Annotated in this window: 19 protein-coding genes; 17 read left to right on the top strand and 2 right to left on the bottom strand. The window is 51.9% G+C overall.

Features of this window, described 5'->3' with window-relative positions; translation table 11 throughout:
* Positions 1-34 precede the first annotated feature (34 nt).
* Positions 35-379: a DUF2002 family protein gene (locus LG381_RS09700; RefSeq protein ID WP_000281310.1), complete on the bottom strand. Its 345-nt coding sequence runs from the start codon at positions 377-379 to the stop codon at positions 35-37.
* Positions 380-530: 151 nt separating this feature from the next.
* On the opposite strand from LG381_RS09700, the gene LG381_RS09695 reads away from it, so the two are divergent.
* Positions 531-860, top strand: a complete 330-nt coding sequence (locus LG381_RS09695) for a DUF883 domain-containing protein (RefSeq protein ID WP_010345700.1) — start codon at positions 531-533, stop codon at positions 858-860.
* A 55-nt stretch (positions 861-915) separates the two neighbouring features.
* Here the strand turns inward: LG381_RS09695 and LG381_RS09690 are convergent, their stop codons facing one another.
* A complete protein-coding gene (locus LG381_RS09690) occupies positions 916-2,250 on the bottom strand; it encodes a PLP-dependent aminotransferase family protein (protein ID WP_222680471.1) in 1,335 nt (444 codons plus the stop codon).
* A gap of 87 nt (positions 2,251-2,337) precedes the next feature.
* Between LG381_RS09690 and LG381_RS09685 the strand changes: the two genes are divergently transcribed.
* The 16 genes from LG381_RS09685 (at position 2,338) to LG381_RS09610 (ending at position 18,487) form a co-directional block, all read left to right on the top strand.
* Positions 2,338-2,769, top strand: coding sequence for a carboxymuconolactone decarboxylase family protein (locus tag LG381_RS09685; protein ID WP_222680470.1), 432 nt, complete (start codon positions 2,338-2,340; stop codon positions 2,767-2,769).
* A gap of 208 nt (positions 2,770-2,977) precedes the next feature.
* Positions 2,978-3,223, top strand: coding sequence for a glutaredoxin-like protein NrdH (nrdH, locus tag LG381_RS09680; RefSeq protein ID WP_001220162.1), 246 nt, complete (start codon positions 2,978-2,980; stop codon positions 3,221-3,223).
* On the top strand, positions 3,220-3,630 hold the full coding sequence (nrdI, locus tag LG381_RS09675) for a class Ib ribonucleoside-diphosphate reductase assembly flavoprotein NrdI (protein ID WP_000080948.1): 411 nt from the start codon (positions 3,220-3,222) through the stop codon (positions 3,628-3,630). The genes nrdH and nrdI overlap by 4 nt, the downstream gene beginning before the upstream one ends.
* Positions 3,603-5,747, top strand: a complete 2,145-nt coding sequence (gene nrdE, locus LG381_RS09670) for a class 1b ribonucleoside-diphosphate reductase subunit alpha (RefSeq protein WP_225762346.1) — start codon at positions 3,603-3,605, stop codon at positions 5,745-5,747. The genes nrdI and nrdE overlap by 28 nt, the downstream gene beginning before the upstream one ends.
* 9 nt (positions 5,748-5,756) lie before the next feature.
* Positions 5,757-6,716, top strand: coding sequence for a class 1b ribonucleoside-diphosphate reductase subunit beta (nrdF, locus tag LG381_RS09665; protein ID WP_225762345.1), 960 nt, complete (start codon positions 5,757-5,759; stop codon positions 6,714-6,716).
* 354 nt (positions 6,717-7,070) lie between these two features.
* Positions 7,071-8,273 carry a glycine betaine/L-proline ABC transporter ATP-binding protein ProV gene (proV, locus tag LG381_RS09660; RefSeq protein ID WP_000985478.1) on the top strand — a complete coding sequence of 401 codons (1,203 nt, stop codon included), beginning with the start codon at positions 7,071-7,073 and terminating at the stop codon, positions 8,271-8,273.
* Positions 8,266-9,330, top strand: a complete 1,065-nt coding sequence (proW, locus tag LG381_RS09655) for a glycine betaine/L-proline ABC transporter permease ProW (RefSeq protein WP_000774961.1) — start codon at positions 8,266-8,268, stop codon at positions 9,328-9,330. The genes proV and proW overlap by 8 nt, the downstream gene beginning before the upstream one ends.
* A 57-nt stretch (positions 9,331-9,387) precedes the next feature.
* Complete coding sequence (gene proX, locus LG381_RS09650; RefSeq protein WP_001216525.1) at positions 9,388-10,380, top strand: glycine betaine/L-proline ABC transporter substrate-binding protein ProX; 993 nt, start codon at positions 9,388-9,390, stop codon at positions 10,378-10,380.
* A 188-nt stretch (positions 10,381-10,568) separates the two neighbouring features.
* Positions 10,569-11,753: an MFS transporter gene (locus tag LG381_RS09645; protein WP_225762344.1), complete on the top strand. Its 1,185-nt coding sequence runs from the start codon at positions 10,569-10,571 to the stop codon at positions 11,751-11,753.
* A gap of 123 nt (positions 11,754-11,876) precedes the next feature.
* Entirely contained in the window at positions 11,877-12,614 is a 738-nt protein-coding gene (gene ygaZ / locus LG381_RS09640) for an L-valine exporter subunit YgaZ (protein ID WP_000254578.1), read from the top strand.
* Positions 12,604-12,960 (top strand): L-valine transporter subunit YgaH, encoded by a 357-nt coding sequence (gene ygaH, locus LG381_RS09635; RefSeq protein ID WP_225762343.1) that lies wholly within the window; start codon positions 12,604-12,606, stop codon positions 12,958-12,960. The genes ygaZ and ygaH overlap by 11 nt, the downstream gene beginning before the upstream one ends.
* A gap of 68 nt (positions 12,961-13,028) precedes the next feature.
* Entirely contained in the window at positions 13,029-13,559 is a 531-nt protein-coding gene (emrR, locus tag LG381_RS09630; RefSeq protein WP_000378436.1) for a multidrug efflux transporter EmrAB transcriptional repressor EmrR, read from the top strand.
* Between the two features lie 126 nt (positions 13,560-13,685).
* A complete protein-coding gene (gene emrA / locus LG381_RS09625) occupies positions 13,686-14,858 on the top strand; it encodes a multidrug efflux MFS transporter periplasmic adaptor subunit EmrA (RefSeq protein WP_032226033.1) in 1,173 nt (390 codons plus the stop codon).
* A gap of 16 nt (positions 14,859-14,874) precedes the next feature.
* Complete coding sequence (gene emrB / locus LG381_RS09620; RefSeq protein WP_225762342.1) at positions 14,875-16,413, top strand: multidrug efflux MFS transporter permease subunit EmrB; 1,539 nt, start codon at positions 14,875-14,877, stop codon at positions 16,411-16,413.
* A 257-nt stretch (positions 16,414-16,670) separates the two neighbouring features.
* Positions 16,671-17,378, top strand: coding sequence for an RNA ligase family protein (locus LG381_RS09615; protein WP_225762341.1), 708 nt, complete (start codon positions 16,671-16,673; stop codon positions 17,376-17,378).
* Positions 17,375-18,487 carry an AAA family ATPase gene (locus LG381_RS09610; protein ID WP_225762340.1) on the top strand — a complete coding sequence of 371 codons (1,113 nt, stop codon included), beginning with the start codon at positions 17,375-17,377 and terminating at the stop codon, positions 18,485-18,487. The genes LG381_RS09615 and LG381_RS09610 overlap by 4 nt, the downstream gene beginning before the upstream one ends.
* The last annotated feature ends 184 nt before the right edge of the window (positions 18,488-18,671 follow it).

Genomic DNA, 18,671 nt, shown 5'->3' with positions numbered 1-18,671 from the left:
CTTCTTTTCGCGACTGGCATCGCCAGTCGCGTCTTTAACTGGCTTCGCCAAATAAGCCATGCAAATAACGTTCAAGCGCAACACGCGAACTAAAGCCATGCGGGATACCGTAATGCTCATGACGTTCACCCGCTAAATAGAGCGGAAATTGCTGGTAATGATCGCAAGTTTTAATATCGGAAGCAGGTTCAGCCAGTGTGGAACTACGTTCTTTTAATGTTGGATGAATTATCAGTGCGGTACGTCCCATTCTCGCTTCGCGGTTAACATAGACATAATGTTCCCCACGACGGTAACCGTATGCTTTCTGGGTTACTACATCGACAGTAAAACCGACTTTCTCAAGTACGCGCGCCACCTCGTCTGGTCGTAAATACATATTTTATCCTCGTTAATATCTACTGCGCGCCTACCTTACCTGATTGCGCATTCACAACGCTTTCAGAAAAGTCCATAAAGCCGCGATGAATCTCTGTTAAGAAAATTATGGTCTACACTGAAAATTACATCGAATTCTAATGGGGGATCATATGTTTAACAGACCGAACCGCAACGACGTCGATGATGGCGTGCAGGATATTCAGAATGATGTCAATCAATTAGCCGACAGTCTCGAATCTGTATTGAAGTCCTGGGGCAGCGACGCCAAAGGTGAAGCCGAAGCCGCACGCAGTAAAGCTCAGGCTCTACTGAAAGAAACCAGAGCGCGGATGCATGGTCGTACTCGCGTCCAGCAAGCCGCGCGCGATGCAGTTGGCTGCGCAGATTCTTTTGTTCGTGAAAGACCCTGGTGTAGCGTGGGTACAGCAGCTGCGGTAGGTATTTTTATCGGCGCGCTGTTAAGCATACGCAAATCGTAATGCAACAATGATAATAAATACGCGTCTTTGACCCCGAAGCCTGACTTCGGGGTTTTTAACTTAAGGCTCTGCGTAATTGTTGTGCCACCTGCTGCGCCATACTCTCACTGATAATATTGGTAAACGAGAGAAGCAATCCTCCTTTCCCACTTGATCGGATACGCCAGTCGCTAAGTGCCTGCACCGCAAGGCCAGCAGTATTGGCTTTACGCGCGTGGAAAATATCGTCGCCCACCATGCTGATAACCATCTGGATGCCGCCTTTTTGTGGCATAACCAGGAATCCCTGTTGCGTAAGCGCCTGTTCAATCCACTGCCTACGCTGCGCATAGTGCTGACGCATTTTCTTCAGATGCCGCCAGAAATGCCCCTCGCGAAGAAAGTCAGCCAGTGTGTTCTGCCATAGAACTGGCACTGCACATGGCTTCAGTGACGCCTGTTGGCGGAATTGCGTAATCTGCTCCACCGGTACCACCAGCCACGCACAGCGCAATGCAGGAAATAGCGATTTGCTGAATGTTCCGGCATAAATCACCCGCCGTGGTGCGTCGAGGCTTTTCAGCGCCGGTAATGGCTTACCGTGATAACGGAATTCACTGTCGTAATCGTCTTCAATAATCCACGCCTGCGCACGCTCTGCCCACGCCAGCACCTGATGCCTGCGCGCCAGAGAGAGTGCAACACCGAGCGGGCTTTGGTGCGCAGGAGTTATCAGAGCAAAACGTGCATCAGGATAATTTTGCATTCCACTTGCGACATCCAGTCCGTTGTCATCAACAGGCACAGGTAAAATTTCCACACCGTGGCGAGTAACAATCGGGCGAATCAGCGGAAAGCCAGGATCTTCCATCCACATCCCGTCTCCCGGTTTCGCCAGCGCGTGCAGAATTAAGGCCATTGAGGCTGCATAACCGTGAGTGATAAAGACCTGTTCTGGCTGGCATTCAATCCCGCGTGAGACGCGTAAATAATCAACAATTGCCTCACGCAACGCCACCTCACCACAGACATCGCCTAACGCCAAATCAAAGCGCGTCTGGGTACGCAGACGGCGCCCCATCACCCGCGCCCACAGCTCACGCGGAAAGAGATCGAGTGCGGGTAATCCCATCTGGAATGGTAGCGGTTGCTGGCTTTCACCGGCAAAGGCAAGCACATCCACAGCGGATTGTTGCGGATGTATTTGCTCGCTGACAAAGGTGCCCGCCTGCCCCCGCCGTACCAGCCATCCTTGTGCCACCAGCTCAGCATAAGCATTTTCGACGGTGGCTCGAGACACGCCCAGCTCCTGCGACCAGGTACGACTGGAAGGTAGCCTTGCGCCGGGTTTCAGTTCCCCTTGCTCAATAGCCGTTTTTAACTGACGGGCGATATCCTGATAGCGCGGCATATGGTCTGCTTTTTTAGGTAATTTATGGCTCTCTTTAGCAGTCCATTATAGTGCTACATTGCGGGCGTTAATAAGAGGAGAAACTGTATGACTACATTACGTCAGCCTTACTACGAACTTAGCCCGGCAGTGTATAACGCGCTGGTGCAGGCCAAAACGGCGCTGGAAAATAGTGCGCTGGATACCACACTGATGGAGTTAGTTTATTTGCGCGTCTCGCAAATCAACGGCTGCGCATTTTGTCTGGAGATGCACAGTAAAGCATTACGCAAATCCGGTGTGCCGCAGCACAAGCTGGACGCTCTGGCAGGCTGGCGGGTGAGCCATCATTTTGATGATCGCGAGCGGGCGGCGCTGGCCTGGGCGGAATCGGTGACCGATATTGCCCGAAGCCATGCAGAAGACGACGTTTATCAACCTTTGCTTGAATATTTCAGCGCATCAGAGATCAGCGACCTGACTTTTGCCATCGGACTGATGAATTGCTTTAACCGCCTGGCCGTTTCCATGCGGATGTAACTTCCTGATGCCGGGTAATCACCCGGCTATAGAACACAAAACCCCCTACCCCGCTGAGCTGCTCGACTGCGGTGAGACTTATCGAAATTTCCCATATCTTGTATGGTTGAATCTTTTTTCAACTACATCTAGTATCCCTGTATCAACAGAGAGACAACCCGACGCGTATCATCGCGCCGTATCTTCATTTTAAACGGAAATACGAATCATGCGCATTATTATTTACACTCGTAACGATTGCGTTCAGTGCCACGCCACCAAACGGGCGATGGAAAACCGGGGCTTTGATTTTGAAATGATTAATGTCGATCGCGTTCCTGAAGCGGCGGAAGCGTTGCGTGCTCAGGGCTTTCGTCAGTTGCCGGTAGTGATTGCAGGCGATCTTAGCTGGTCTGGTTTTCGTCCGGATATGATCAACCGTCTGCATCCAGCGCCACACGCGGCCAGTGCATGAGCCAGCTCGTCTACTTCTCCAGCAGCTCCGAAAATACGCAGCGTTTTATCGAACGTTTAGGGCTGCCCGCCGTGCGCATTCCACTCAATGAGCGGGAACGGATTCAGGTAGACGAGCCTTACATCCTGATCGTGCCCTCTTACGGCGGTGGCGGTACGGCTGGCGCTGTGCCACGACAGGTGATTCGCTTTTTAAACGACGAACATAACCGGGCGTTGCTTCGCGGCGTTATTGCTTCGGGTAATCGCAACTTTGGTGAGGCGTATGGTCGCGCCGGAGATGTGATTGCCCGGAAATGCGGCGTGCCGTGGCTGTACCGCTTTGAACTCATGGGTACGCAAAGCGATATCGAAAATGTTCGTAAAGGAGTAACCGAATTTTGGCAACGACAACCGCAGACCGCCTGACGCAGGAAACAATGGATTACCACGCCCTGAATGCGATGCTTAACCTTTACGATAGCGCAGGTCGCATTCAGTTCGATAAAGACAGCCAGGCCGTAGACGCCTTTATGGCGACGCATGTACGCCCGAACAGTGTGACCTTCAGTAGCCAGCAGCAGCGCCTGAACTGGTTGGTCAACGAAGGTTACTATGATGAAAGCGTTCTTAATCGCTACTCTCGCGACTTTGTCATTACGCTATTTGCCCGCGCGCACGCCAGCGGTTTTCGTTTTCAGACGTTCCTCGGTGCATGGAAGTTTTACACCAGCTATACGTTGAAGACATTCGACGGTAAGCGTTATCTGGAGGATTTTGCCGATCGAGTCACTATGGTGGCGCTGACGCTGGCACAAGGCGATGAAACGCTGGCGACGCAACTGACTGATGAGATGCTGTCTGGACGTTTTCAGCCTGCCACGCCAACATTCCTCAACTGTGGTAAACAGCAGCGCGGCGAACTGGTTTCCTGTTTTCTGCTGCGTATTGAAGACAATATGGAGTCGATTGGTCGGGCGGTAAATTCCGCACTGCAACTGTCGAAACGCGGCGGCGGCGTGGCATTTTTGCTGTCGAATCTGCGGGAAGCGGGCGCGCCAATTAAACGTATTGAAAATCAATCTTCTGGCGTAATTCCGGTGATGAAAATGCTGGAAGACGCATTTTCCTATGCCAATCAGCTCGGCGCTCGTCAGGGGGCGGGTGCAGTCTATTTACATGCCCATCATCCTGATATTCTGCGTTTTCTCGACACAAAGCGGGAAAATGCCGACGAGAAAATCCGCATTAAAACGCTGTCGCTGGGCGTGGTGATCCCGGATATCACCTTCCATCTGGCGAAAAAGAATGCGCAGATGGCACTGTTTTCGCCCTATGACGTTGAGCGGGTTTACGGCAAGCCGTTTGCCGATATCGCCATCAGCGAACACTATGACGAACTGGTTGCCGATAAACGCATCCGCAAAAAATACATCAACGCGCGTGATTTCTTCCAGCGGCTGGCGGAGATCCAGTTTGAGTCCGGCTATCCGTACATCATGTATGAAGACACGGTAAACCGTGCTAACCCTATCGCCGGGCGCATAAATATGAGCAATCTTTGCTCAGAGATTTTGCAGGTAAACAGCGCCTCAGAGTATGACGAGAATCTCAACTATGCTCGCACAGGCCATGATATTTCCTGCAATTTAGGTTCGTTGAATATTGCCCACACCATGGATTCCCCCGACTTTGCCCGCACGGTAGAAACAGCCGTGCGCGGTCTGACGGCGGTGTCGGATATGAGTCATATCCGCAGCGTGCCGTCCATCGAAGCCGGAAATACCGCCTCGCACGCCATCGGGCTGGGGCAGATGAATTTACACGGTTATCTGGCGCGGGAAGGCATCGCCTATGGTTCACCGGAAGCTCTGGATTTCACCAATCTCTATTTCTATACCATCACCTGGCACGCGCTGCGCACCTCGATGTTGCTGGCGCGCGAACACGGTGAAACCTTCGCCGGGTTCAAACAGTCGCGCTATGCCAGCGGTGAATATTTTAGCCAATATCTGCAAGGTAACTGGCAGCCGAAAACGGCGAAAGTTGGCGAACTGTTTGCCCGTAGCGGTATTACGCTACCTACCCGTGAGATGTGGGCGCGACTGCGCGACGACGTGATGCGCTATGGCATCTACAACCAGAATCTCCAGGCGGTGCCACCAACCGGTTCCATCTCTTACATCAACCATGCCACGTCGAGTATTCATCCGATTGTGGCGAAAGTAGAGATCCGCAAAGAGGGTAAAACCGGGCGCGTTTACTACCCTGCCCCGTTTATGACTAATGAGAATCTGGCGCTGTATCAGGACGCTTACGAAATTGGCGCGGAAAAGATTATCGACACCTACGCCGAAGCGACACGCCATGTCGATCAGGGGCTGTCGCTGACGCTGTTTTTCCCAGATACCGCCACCACCCGCGATATCAACAAAGCGCAGATTTACGCCTGGCGTAAGGGTATCAAAACGCTCTATTACATTCGCCTGCGTCAGATGGCGCTGGAAGGTACTGAAATTGAAGGCTGCGTCTCCTGCGCGCTTTAAGGATTGCTTATGAAACTCTCACGTATCAGCGCCATCAACTGGAACAAGATTACTGACGATAAAGATCTGGAGGTGTGGAATCGCCTGACCAGTAATTTCTGGCTACCGGAAAAAGTGCCACTGTCGAACGATATCCCCGCCTGGCAGACATTAAGCGCCGTAGAGCAACAACTGACGATGCGTGTTTTTACTGGCCTGACGCTACTCGACACGCTACAAAATGTTATCGGCGCACCTTCGCTGATGCCCGATGCGATCACGCCCCATGAAGAGGCGGTATTATCAAATATCAGCTTTATGGAAGCGGTTCATGCCCGCTCTTACAGTTCGATTTTCTCGACGCTGTGCCAGAGAAAAGATGTCGATGCCGCCTACGCCTGGAGTGAAGAAAACGCGCCGTTGCAGCGAAAAGCACAGATTATTCAGCAACATTATCGCGGCGATAATCCGCTGAAAAAGAAAATCGCCAGTGTCTTTCTGGAATCATTTTTGTTCTACTCTGGCTTCTGGCTGCCGATGTATTTTTCCAGTCGCGGTAAGCTGACTAATACCGCCGACCTGATCCGTCTGATTATCCGCGATGAAGCAGTGCACGGTTATTACATCGGTTATAAATATCAGAAAAACCTGGAAAAAACCTCCCAGGCACAACGCGAAGAGTTAAAGAATTTTGCCTTCGATTTGTTGCTGGAACTCTACGACAACGAACTGCAATACACCGATGAGCTGTACGCCGAAACCTCGTGGGCTGACGATGTAAAAGCGTTTCTCTGCTACAACGCTAATAAAGCATTAATGAATCTGGGGTACGAACCGCTTTTCCCGGCAGAAATGGCGGAAGTGAATCCGGCAATCCTCGCCGCGCTTTCGCCGAATGCCGATGAAAATCACGATTTCTTTTCCGGTTCTGGCTCCTCTTATGTGGTAGGAAAAGCGGTCGAAACAGAAGACGAAGACTGGAATTTCTGACACGGTTATTTAAAAAATATCACCAACCTCAGCAGGGAAATAATTTTCATTAAATGGCTTTTTATCACACAGATATTTTGTGGTGATCTACACTGATACTCTGTTGCATTATTCGCCTGAAACTACAATATTCAGGCGTTTTTCCGCTATCTATAACAAAAAATATCAACTTTTCTCGATTTGCTCTCAGCCCTTATATCACGGGAAATTCCGGCAATTTGCTCACATCAATATTCATGCCACATTTGCCATCAGGGGTTGCCTCAGATTCTCAGTATGTTAGGGTAGAAAAAAGTGACTATTTCCATCGGGTAATATATCGACATAAACAAATAACAGGAATCTTTCTATTGCATGGCAATTAAATTAGAAATTAAAAATCTCTATAAAATATTTGGCGAGCATCCACAACGGGCTTTCAAATATATCGAAAAAGGACTTTCAAAAGAACAAATTCTGGAAAAAACAGGTCTATCGCTTGGCGTAAAAGACGCCAGTCTGGCCATTGAAGAAGGCGAGATATTTGTCATCATGGGATTATCCGGTTCGGGTAAATCCACAATGGTACGCCTTCTCAATCGCCTGATTGAACCCACCCGTGGACAAGTACTGATTGACGGTGTGGATATTGCCAAAATATCCGATGCCGAACTCCGTGAGGTGCGCAGAAAAAAGATTGCGATGGTCTTCCAGTCCTTTGCCTTAATGCCACATATGACCGTGCTGGACAATACTGCCTTCGGCATGGAATTAGCTGGAATTAACGCCGAAGAACGCCGGGAAAAAGCTATTGATGCACTGCGTCAGGTCGGGCTGGAAAATTATGCCCACAGTTACCCGGACGAACTTTCTGGCGGGATGCGCCAACGTGTCGGATTGGCTCGCGCATTAGCCATCAATCCGGATATTTTATTAATGGATGAAGCCTTCTCGGCGCTCGACCCACTAATTCGCACCGAGATGCAGGATGAGCTGGTAAAATTACAGGCGAAACATCAGCGCACCATTGTATTTATTTCCCACGATCTCGATGAAGCTATGCGTATTGGCGACAGAATTGCCATTATGCAAAATGGTGAAGTCGTTCAGGTCGGTACACCGGATGAAATTCTCAATAATCCGGCGAATGATTATGTCCGTACCTTCTTCCGTGGCGTCGATATTAGCCAGGTGTTCAGCGCAAAAGATATTGCCCGCCGCAGCCCTAATGGCTTAATTCGTAAAACACCCGGCTTCGGCCCGCGTTCGGCGCTGAAATTATTGCAGGATGAAGACCGCGAATATGGTTACGTCATCGAACGCGGTAATAAATTTGTCGGCGCAGTGTCTATCGATTCGTTAAAAGCAGCATTAACGCAGCAGCAAGGTCTTGATGCGGCGCTGATTGATGCGCCGTTAGCGGTCGATGCTCAGACACCTCTTAGCGAGTTGCTCTCTCATGTCGGACAGGCGCCCTGTGCGGTGCCAGTGGTCGACGAGGACCAACAGTATGTCGGCATCATTTCGAAAGGAATGCTGCTGCGCGCTTTAGATCGTGAGGGGGTAAACAATGGCTGATCAAAATAATCCGTGGGATACCACACCAGCGGCGGACAGCGCCGCACAATCCGCAGACGCCTGGGGTACACCGGCTGCTGCACCGACTGACGGCGGTGGCGCTGACTGGCTGTCCAGTACGCCTGCGCCAAACGTCGAGCATTTTAATATTCTCGATCCATTCCACAAGACGCTGATCCCACTCGACAGTTGGGTAACTGAAGGGATCGACTGGGTCGTTACCCATTTCCGTCCCGTCTTTCAGGGTGTGCGCGTTCCGGTGGATTATATTCTCAACGGTTTCCAGCAATTGCTACTGGGTATGCCTGCACCTGTGGCGATTATCGTTTTCGCTCTCATCGCCTGGCAGATTTCCGGCGTCGGTATGGGCGTTGCGACATTGGTTTCACTGATTGCTATCGGCGCGATTGGCGCATGGTCGCAAGCAATGGTCACCCTGGCGCTGGTATTAACCGCCCTGCTGTTCTGTATCGTCATCGGTTTGCCGCTGGGGATCTGGCTGGCGAGAAGTCCGCGAGCAGCGAAAATAATCCGTCCACTGCTTGATGCCATGCAGACCACGCCCGCGTTTGTTTATCTGGTGCCAATCGTCATGCTGTTTGGTATCGGTAACGTGCCGGGCGTGGTGGTGACGATCATCTTTGCTCTGCCGCCGATTATCCGTCTGACCATTCTGGGGATTAACCAGGTTCCGGCGGATCTGATTGAAGCCTCGCGCTCATTCGGTGCCAGCCCGCGCCAGATGCTGTTCAAAGTTCAGTTACCGCTGGCGATGCCGACCATTATGGCGGGCGTTAACCAGACGCTGATGCTGGCTCTTTCTATGGTGGTCATTGCCTCGATGATTGCTGTCGGCGGGCTTGGTCAGATGGTTCTGCGCGGTATCGGTCGTCTGGATATGGGGCTTGCCACCGTTGGCGGCGTCGGGATTGTGATCCTCGCCATTATCCTCGATCGCCTGACGCAGGCCGTTGGGCGCGACTCACGCAGTCGCGGCAACCGTCGCTGGTACACCACTGGCCCTGTTGGTCTGCTGACCCGCCCATTCATTAAGTAACTCTGCACTTGCCCGGTGACGCCGGGCATTATCACCCTGCCAAAAAAAGGAATAACAATGCGACATAGCGTACTTTTTGCGACAGCGTTTGCCACGCTTATCTCTACACAAACTTTTGCTGCCGATCTGCCGGGCAAAGGCATTACTGTTAATCCAGTTCAGAGCACCATCACTGAAGAAACCTTCCAGACGCTGCTGGTCAGTCGTGCGCTGGAGAAATTAGGTTATACCGTCAATAAACCCAGCGAAGTGGATTACAACGTTGGCTACACCTCGCTTGCTTCTGGCGATGCAACCTTCACCGCAGTGAACTGGACGCCACTCCATGACAACATGTACGAAGCTGCCGGTGGCGATAAGAAATTTTATCGTGAAGGGGTATTTGTTAACGGCGCGGCACAGGGTTACCTGATCGATAAGAAAACCGCCGACCAATACAAAATCACCAACATCGCACAACTGAAAGATCCGAAGATCGCCAAACTGTTCGATACCAACGGCGACGGTAAAGCGGATTTAACCGGCTGTAACCCAGGCTGGGGCTGCGAAGGTGCGATCAACCACCAGCTTGCCGCGTATGAACTGACCAACACCGTGACGCATAATCAGGGGAACTACGCAGCGATGATGGCCGACACCATCAGTCGCTACAAAGAGGGCAAACCGGTGTTTTACTACACCTGGACGCCGTACTGGGTGAGTAACGAACTGAAGCCGGGCAAAGATGTCGTCTGGTTGCAGGTGCCGTTCTCCGCACTGCCGGGTGATAAAAACGCCGATACCAAACTACCGAATGGCGCAAATTACGGCTTCCCGGTCAGCACCATGCATATCGTTGCCAACAAAGCCTGGGCTGAGAAAAACCCGGCGGCAGCGAAACTGTTTGCCATTATGCAGTTACCAGTGGCAGATATTAACGCCCAGAACGCCATTATGCATGACGGCAAAGCCTCAGAAGGCGATATTCAGGGTCACGTTGATGGCTGGATCAAAGCCCACCAGCAACAGTTCGATGGCTGGGTAAATGAGGCGCTGGCAGCGCAGAAGTAATTTTTATTCGGGCGGATAAGGCGTTTTTGCCGCATCCGCCATTCTGTACACAATGCCTGATGCGACGCTGACGCGTCTTATCATGCCTACAAACCACACCGCACATTTCAACAATCTATCTTTCACCCCACATTCATAAACATCCGCTATTATTGGTTTTCAGACTCATCATCACCTGATAAACAATAATGACGAAACCCAATCACGAGCTTAGCCCGGCGCTGATCGTGCTAATGTCGATCGCCACCGGTCTGGCGGTCGCCAGCAACTATTACGCTCAGCCATTGCTCGACACTATCGCGCGTAACTTTTCCCTTTCTGCCAGTTCAGCGGGCTTTATTGTCACCGCCGCGCAGCTAGGTTATGCCGCCGGTCTGCTATTTCTTGTTCCCCTCGGTGATATGTTTGAACGCCGCCGCCTGATTGTCTCGATGACCTTACTGGCAGCGGGCGGTATGTTGATTACCGCCAGCAGTCAGTCACTGGCGATGATGATCCTCGGTACGGCATTAACGGGTTTATTCTCGGTCGTGGCACAAATTCTGGTTCCGCTGGCGGCAACGCTGGCCTCGCCGGAAAAACGCGGCAAGGTGGTTGGCACAATTATGAGCGGCCTGCTACTGGGCATTTTGCTGGCGCGTACCGTTGCCGGGTTGCTGGCAAATCTCGGCGGCTGGCGCACCGTTTTCTGGGTCGCAGCAGTATTAATGGCGCTAATGGCGCTGGCGTTGTGGCGCGGCCTGCCGCAGATGAAATCTGAGACGCACCTCAACTACCCACAGTTGTTAGGTTCCGTTTTCAGCATGTTTATCAGCGATAAGATCCTGCGCACCCGCGCGGTGCTGGGCTGCCTGACCTTTGCTAACTTCAGCATTCTGTGGACATCAATGGCCTTTTTGCTTGCCGCGCCGCCTTTTAACTACAGCGATGGAACGATTGGTCTGTTTGGCCTTGCAGGAGCCGCTGGGGCGCTGGGCGCACGTCCGGCAGGTGGTTTTGCCGATAAGGGTCAATCGCACCTGACAACGACTTTCGGTTTGCTGCTGCTGTTGCTTTCATGGCTGGCGATCTGGTTTGGTCACACTTCCGTGCTGGCGCTGATTATCGGCATCCTGGTGCTGGATCTCACCGTACAGGGCGTGCATATCACCAATCAAACCGTGATTTATCGTATTCATCCTGATGCGCGTAATCGCCTGACCGCAGGCTATATGACCAGTTACTTTATTGGCGGTGCCGCCGGTTCACTGATTTCGGCCTCAGCCTGGCAACATGCCGGTTGGGCAGGCGTTTGCCTGGCTGGTGCGACGATTGCCCTGGTTAATCTGTTGGTCTGGTGGCGAGGTTTTCATCGTCAGGAAGCCGCTATTTAGACAATCAGCAACCGTTTTCGTGGCTTTACACTTATAAGGGTGTTAAGAAGCCCATCAGTCTGATAAGGTTAAGATATTCATTCAGTCCATTTATAATTTTAACAGTCGTTAAGCGTACACTCTATGGTAAGCCCTACTCCTCTGCCTGCTTCAGGTTCGGCGACCTTCATGGAAGGATGCAAAGACAGTTTACCGATTGTTATTAGTTATATTCCGGTGGCCTTTGCTTTCGGTCTGAATGCGACCCGTCTGGGATTTTCTCCTCTCGAAAGCGTTTTTTTCTCCTGCATCATTTATGCAGGCGCGAGTCAGTTCGTCATTACCACGATGCTGGCAGCCGGGAGTAGTTTGTGGGTCGCTGCGCTGACCGTCATGGCAATGGATGTTCGCCATATCCTGTATGGTCCATCGTTGCGTAGCCGCATTGTTCAGCGTTTGCAAAAATCGAAAACTGCATTGTGGGCGTTTGGCCTGACGGATGAAGTTTTTGCCGCAGCAACGGCAAAGCTGGTACGCAATAATCGCCGCTGGAGCGAGAACTGGATGATTGGCATTGCCTTCAGTTCATGGTCATCGTGGGTATTTGGTACGGTTATAGGGGCATTCTCTGGCAGCGGATTGCTGCAAGGTTATCCAGCCGTTGAAGCAGCATTAGGCTTTATGCTACCGGCGCTCTTTATGAGTTTTCTGCTCGCCTCTTTCCAGCGCAAACAATCCCTTTGCGTTACCGCAGCGTTAATCGGCGCCCTTGCGGGCGTAACGCTATTTTCTATTCCCGTCGCCATTCTGGCAGGCATTGTCTGTGGCTGCCTCACTGCGCTAATTCAGGCATTCTGGCAAGGAGCGCCCGATGAGCTATGAGGTTCTGCTGCTTGGGTTACTGGTTGGCGCGGTTAATTACTGCTTTCGCTATTTGCCGCTGCGCCTGCGTGTGGGTAATGCCCGCCCGACCAAACGTGGTGCGGTGGGTATTTTGCTCGACACCATTGGCATAGCCTCGATTTGTGCTCTGCTGGTTGTCTCTACCGCACCAGAAGTGATGCACGATACACGCCGTTTCGTGCCCACACTGGTTGGCTTCGCGGTACTGGGTGCCAGTTTCTATAAAACACGCAGCATTATCGTCCCTACACTGCTAAGTGCGCTGGCCTACGGGCTCGCCTGGAAAGTGATGCGATTATATAACCCACAAGAATCAATTTTCTAAAACAATACATTTACTTTATTTGTCACTGTCGTTACTATATCGGCTGAAATTAATGAGGTCATACCCAAATGGATAGTTCGTTTACGCCCATTGAACAAATGCTAAAATTTCGCGCCAGCCGCCACGAAGATTTTCCTTACCAGGAAATCCTTCTGACCCGTCTTTGTATGCATATGCAGAGCAAGCTGCTGGAGAACCGCAATAAAATGCTGAAGGCTCAGGGGATTAACGAGACGTTGTTTATGGCGTTGATTACGCTGGAGTCTCAGGAAAACCACAGTATTCAGCCTTCTGAATTAAGTTGTGCTCTTGGATCATCCCGTACCAATGCGACGCGTATTGCCGATGAACTGGAAAAACGCGGTTGGATCGAGCGTCGTGAAAGCGACAACGATCGCCGCTGCCTGCATCTGCAATTAACGGAAAAAGGTCACGAGTTTTTGCGCGAGGTTTTACCGCCGCAGCATAACTGCCTGCATCAACTCTGGTCCGCGCTCAGCACTAGCGAAAAAGATCAGCTCGAGCAAATCACCCGCAAGTTGCTCTCCCGTCTCGACCAGATGGAACAAGACGGCATGGTCCTCGAAGCGATGAGCTAACGCGTCATCTCGCTCAAAAATCCAGATTTATAAAAGAAAAACTGACCGGCCAGCATCGCAACGTGCTGGCCTTTTTGGCAAGCAGGTCGGCTCAGCCGATGAGTTAAGAAGATCGTGGAGAACAATATGAGCGCAAATGCGGAGACTCAAAACCCGCAGCAACCGGTAAAGAAGAGCGGCAAACGTAAGAGTCTGCTCCTCCTTCTCACCTTGCTCTTTATCATTATTGCCGTAGCGATAGGAATTTATTGGTTTTTGGTACTGCGTCATTTTGAAGAGACCGATGACGCATACGTGGCAGGGAATCAGATTCAAATTATGTCTCAGGTGTCTGGCAGCGTGACGAAAGTCTGGGCCGATAACACCGATTTTGTAAAAGAAGGCGATGTGCTGGTCACTCTCGACCCGACAGATGCTCGCCAGGCGTTTGAAAAAGCCAAAACTGCGCTGGCTTCCAGCGTTCGTCAAACCCACCAACTGATGATTAACAGCAAGCAGTTGCAGGCGAATATTGAGGTGCAGAAAATCGCCCTCGCTAAAGCACAGAGCGACTACAACCGCCGTGTGCCGCTGGGCAATGCCAACCTGATTGGTCGCGAAGAACTGCAACACGCCCGCGACGCCGTCACCAGCGCCCAGGCGCAACTGGATGTCGCCATTCAACAATACAATGCCAATCAGGCGATGATTCTGGGAACTAAACTGGAAGATCAGCCTGCCGTGCAACAGGCCGCTACTGAAGTACGTAACGCCTGGCTGGCGCTGGAACGTACCCGAATTGTCAGCCCAATGACCGGCTATGTCTCCCGCCGAGCCGTTCAGCCTGGTGCGCAAATTAGCCCAACGACGCCGCTGATGGCGGTCGTTCCGGCTACCAATATGTGGGTGGATGCCAACTTTAAAGAGACGCAGATTGCCAATATGCGCATCGGTCAGCCGGTCACCATCACCACTGATATTTACGGCGATGATGTGAAATACACCGGTAAAGTGGTCGGTCTGGATATGGGTACAGGTAGCGCGTTCTCGCTGCTTCCGGCGCAAAATGCCACCGGTAACTGGATCAAAGTCGTTCAGCGTCTGCCTGTTCGTATTGAACTGGACCAAAAACAGCTTGAGCAATACCCACTGCGTATCGGCTTGTCCACGCTGGTGAGCGTCAATACCACTAACCGTGACGGTCAGGTACTGGCAAACAAAGTACGTTCTACGCCGGTCGCGGTAAGTACCGCGCGTGAAATCAGCCTGGCACCTGTCAATAAACTGATCGACGATATCGTAAAAGCTAACGCTGGCTAATCCAGAGGTGCGTGTGATGCAACAGCAAAAACCGCTGGAAGGCGCGCAACTGGTCATTATGACGATTGCGCTGTCACTGGCGACATTCATGCAGGTGCTGGACTCCACCATTGCTAACGTGGCGATCCCCACTATCGCCGGGAATCTGGGCTCATCGCTCAGCCAGGGAACGTGGGTGATCACCTCCTTCGGGGTGGCAAACGCCATCTCGATCCCCCTTACCGGCTGGCTGGCAAAACGCGTCGGGGAAGTGAAGCTGTTCCTCTGGTCAACCATTGCCTTCGCCATTGCGTCGTGGGCGTGTGGTGTTTCCAGTAGTCTGAATATGCTGATCTTCTTCCGCGTGATTCAGGGGATTGTCGCCGGGCCGTTGATCCCACTTTCGCAAAGTCTGTTACTGAATAACTACCCGCCAGCTAAACGCTCGATCGCGCTGGCGTTGTGGTCGATGACGGTGATTGTCGCGCCAATTTGCGGCCCAATCCTCGGCGGTTATATCAGTGATAATTACCACTGGGGCTGGATATTCTTCATCAACGTGCCAATTGGCGTGGCGGTGGTGTTGATGACACTGCAAACCCTGCGCGGACGCGAAACCCGTACAGAAAGGCGGCGAATTGATGCCGTGGGGCTGGCGCTGCTGGTGATTGGTATCGGTAGCCTGCAAATTATGCTCGACCGGGGTAAAGAGCTGGACTGGTTCTCATCGCAAGAAATTATCATCCTCACCGTGGTGGCGGTGGTGGCTATCAGCTTCCTGATTGTCTGGGAGTTGACCGACGATAACCCGATAGTCGACCTGTCACTGTTTAAATCGCGCAACTTCACAATTGGCTGCTTGTGTATCAGCCTCGCCTACATGCTCTACTTCGGCGCAATTGTTCTGTTGCCGCAATTATTGCAGGAAGTCTACGGCTACACGGCAACCTGGGCAGGGCTGGCATCTGCGCCGGTAGGGATTATTCCGGTGATCCTGTCGCCAATTATCGGCCGTTTTGCGCATAAACTGGATATGCGTCGGCTGGTAACCTTCAGCTTTATTATGTATGCCGTTTGCTTTTACTGGCGTGCTTATACCTTTGAACCGGGTATGGATTTTGGTGCATCGGCCTGGCCGCAGTTTATCCAGGGCTTCGCGGTGGCCTGCTTCTTTATGCCGCTGACCACCATTACGCTCTCTGGTTTGCCGCCGGAACGACTGGCGGCGGCGTCGAGTCTCTCCAACTTTACGCGAACGCTGGCGGGGTCTATCGGTACGTCCATAACGACGACTATGTGGACCAACCGCGAGTCGATGCACCATGCGCAGTTGACCGAGTCGGTGAACCCGTATAACCCGAACGCCCAGGCGATGTACAGTCAACTGGAAGGGCTGGGGATGACGCAACAGCAGGCATCTGGCTGGATTGCCCAGCAAATCACCAATCAGGGGCTGATTATTTCCGCCAATGAGATCTTCTGGATGTCAGCCGGGATATTTCTCGTCCTGCTGGGGCTGGTGTGGTTTGCTAAACCGCCATTTGGCGCAGGTGGCGGCGGAGGCGGTGCGCACTAAGGTTGTCAAAGGGAGCTGCGGCTCCCTTTTTATTTGCTCATTCTGCAAACGGTTGTTTTATCCACTCATTCGGTGTATCTTTTCGCCGCCCCAAACTCTTCCATTCACCATTAACCGGTTCTGAGCATTCGCTCAGGTTGTTAATTCTCTTTTTCCTTCGCCCTTGCTTTTGCGGGTGATACTCACATTTTTCTTTTAACCCCCTAACTCGCACCCTCGCGGGCGTACATTTATTACACACAAAATAATGGATTATTATGAATACCCAACGGAAATACGGGAGAACCTGGCATTATCCTTTCTCCCCTGGCACCACCAGCGATGACCGCATTAACGCCGATTACTGGCAGGATTTACAGGCCATCACGCAATTGGTGCACACAGAAAAACTCGACGGCGAAAATAACTGCCTTAACCGCTACGGCGTGTTTGCCCGTTCCCATGCCGCGCCTACGCAGTCGGCATGGACTTATAAAATTCGCCAGCGTTGGCAACTGCTGAAAAACGATCTCGGCGACCTGGAGTTGTTTGGTGAAAATCTTTACGCCGTCCATTCCATTGAATACCGCGCCCTGGAGCAGGATTTTTATCTGTTTGCCGTTCGCTGCCAGGATATGTGGCTGAGCTGGGAAGAGGTGCAGTTTTACGCCGCCCTGTTTGATTTCCCCTGCGTACCCGAAATCTCCGGCCCGCAGCCGGGGAATGATGAAAAAAGCTGGCAACATGATTTTCTGGCGCTGACCTGTGAGCGCGGCGCGTTCGATCCCTGGGATACGCACACCGGGCAACCCTGTACGCTGGAAGGCATTGTCAGCCGAAATCGCGACGCATTTTCCGTTGCCGATTTTCCCCATAATGTATTCAAGTACGTGCGCAAAAATCATGTCAAAACCAGCGAACACTGGAAGCGCCACTGGCGTCGGGCGCGGATGACCCATGAGTTCGCTTATGGAGAACAGTCATGATTTGGCGACTTACCGACGATAAACGCTGGTCGACACTTCGCCAGCGTTTTAGCTGGGTTGAGGAGATGCATCACACGCCACAAGACCCGGAGCATCATGGCGAAGGTGACGTTGGCGTGCATACCGAAATGGTGCTTAACGCCCTCGTTACTCTGCCAGAATTCCAGCAACTCCCCGCTCAACAGCAGGAAGTTTTATGGGCGGCGGCGTTATTGCATGATGTTGAAAAGCGCAGCACTACCGTGCAGGAAAACGGGCGTATTCAGTCGCCTGGCCACGCTCGTCGGGGCGAACTGACGGCCCGACAAATTTTATGGCGCGATATCCCCACACCATTTGTGCTGCGCGAGCAAATCGTTGCACTGGTGCGTCTGCATGGGTTACCGCTATGGTTACTGGAACGTCCGGAACCGGAGCGTTTACTGCTCACTGCTGCGATGCGCGTCGACACGCGTCTGCTCGCCCTGCTTGCCCGTGCCGATCTGCTTGGTCGTCATTGCCCTGATAAGCAGTCAATGCTGGAACGCATCGATCTGTTCGAGCTGTTTTGCCATGAGCAACAATGCTGGGGAAAAGCGCGCCCATTCGTTTCTGATTCCGCACGCTGGCATTACCTGACCCATGAACAAAGTTCTCCCGATTTTGTTCCCTGGGAGGCTGAACATTTTGAAGTTACTTTGCTGTGTGGCTTACCGGGAATGGGCAAAGATCGCTATATCAGTGAACAGTGCCAGGGAATGGATGTTATCAGCCTTGATGACATGCGGCGGCGAATCAATGCCAGCCCGGACGACAAAACCGCCACCGGGCGTATTGTGCAACAGGCAAAAGAAGAGGCGCGCGTGCGACTTCGGCAAAAGAAGTCGTTTGTCTGGAATGCAACGAACATTACCCGCCAGCTGCGTAGCCAGCTTATCAGTCTGTTTACGGCTTACGGCGCACGAGTAAAAATCGTTTATCTGGAAGTGCCGTGGTCGCAATGGAAGCAGCAAAATGCCAGACGCGAGTATGCCGTTCCTGAAGCGGTGGTGATGCGGATGGCCTCAAGGCTGGAAGTTCCACAACCTGATGAAGCGCATAGCGTGGAATATCGGGTGACTGACAGGTAGAAAGCCGGAGAATTAAACACCTGCCCGATACGTTTATCGTATCGGGCAGATTTACATTGCCTGAGAAGAGAATACTTTTGCACTTTTCTTAATGAGGAAATATTTAATCTTATTGTTTACGTGCATATAACCCATGTCTGGAAACCAGACTTACATTATTTTTTGATAATAATCCTGGTGTTTT

Source organism: Escherichia sp. Marseille-Q3837, from assembly GCF_916618735.1.
Classification (GTDB): Bacteria; Pseudomonadota; Gammaproteobacteria; order Enterobacterales; family Enterobacteriaceae; genus Escherichia; species Escherichia ruysiae.
Note: the sequence above shows the minus strand (reverse complement) of the source record. Positions and strands in the feature narration are given on the sequence as shown.

Bases quoted from the DNA above. Each gene is read 5' to 3' on its own strand.
- LG381_RS09700 (WP_000281310.1), bottom strand. From the start codon at position 379: ATGTATTTACGACCAGACGAGGTGGCGCGCGTACTTGAGAAAGTCGGT.
- LG381_RS09695 (WP_010345700.1), top strand. From the start codon at position 531: ATGTTTAACAGACCGAACCGCAACGACGTCGATGATGGCGTGCAGGAT.
- LG381_RS09690 (WP_222680471.1), bottom strand. From the start codon at position 2,250: ATGCCGCGCTATCAGGATATCGCCCGTCAGTTAAAAACGGCTATTGAG.
- LG381_RS09685 (WP_222680470.1), top strand. From the start codon at position 2,338: ATGACTACATTACGTCAGCCTTACTACGAACTTAGCCCGGCAGTGTAT.
- nrdH (WP_001220162.1), top strand. From the start codon at position 2,978: ATGCGCATTATTATTTACACTCGTAACGATTGCGTTCAGTGCCACGCC.
- nrdI (WP_000080948.1), top strand. From the start codon at position 3,220: ATGAGCCAGCTCGTCTACTTCTCCAGCAGCTCCGAAAATACGCAGCGT.
- nrdF (WP_225762345.1), top strand. From the start codon at position 5,757: ATGAAACTCTCACGTATCAGCGCCATCAACTGGAACAAGATTACTGAC.
- proV (WP_000985478.1), top strand. From the start codon at position 7,071: ATGGCAATTAAATTAGAAATTAAAAATCTCTATAAAATATTTGGCGAG.
- proW (WP_000774961.1), top strand. From the start codon at position 8,266: ATGGCTGATCAAAATAATCCGTGGGATACCACACCAGCGGCGGACAGC.
- proX (WP_001216525.1), top strand. From the start codon at position 9,388: ATGCGACATAGCGTACTTTTTGCGACAGCGTTTGCCACGCTTATCTCT.
- LG381_RS09645 (WP_225762344.1), top strand. From the start codon at position 10,569: ATGACGAAACCCAATCACGAGCTTAGCCCGGCGCTGATCGTGCTAATG.
- ygaZ (WP_000254578.1), top strand. From the start codon at position 11,877: ATGGTAAGCCCTACTCCTCTGCCTGCTTCAGGTTCGGCGACCTTCATG.
- ygaH (WP_225762343.1), top strand. From the start codon at position 12,604: ATGAGCTATGAGGTTCTGCTGCTTGGGTTACTGGTTGGCGCGGTTAAT.
- emrR (WP_000378436.1), top strand. From the start codon at position 13,029: ATGGATAGTTCGTTTACGCCCATTGAACAAATGCTAAAATTTCGCGCC.
- emrA (WP_032226033.1), top strand. From the start codon at position 13,686: ATGAGCGCAAATGCGGAGACTCAAAACCCGCAGCAACCGGTAAAGAAG.
- emrB (WP_225762342.1), top strand. From the start codon at position 14,875: ATGCAACAGCAAAAACCGCTGGAAGGCGCGCAACTGGTCATTATGACG.
- LG381_RS09615 (WP_225762341.1), top strand. From the start codon at position 16,671: ATGAATACCCAACGGAAATACGGGAGAACCTGGCATTATCCTTTCTCC.
- LG381_RS09610 (WP_225762340.1), top strand. From the start codon at position 17,375: ATGATTTGGCGACTTACCGACGATAAACGCTGGTCGACACTTCGCCAG.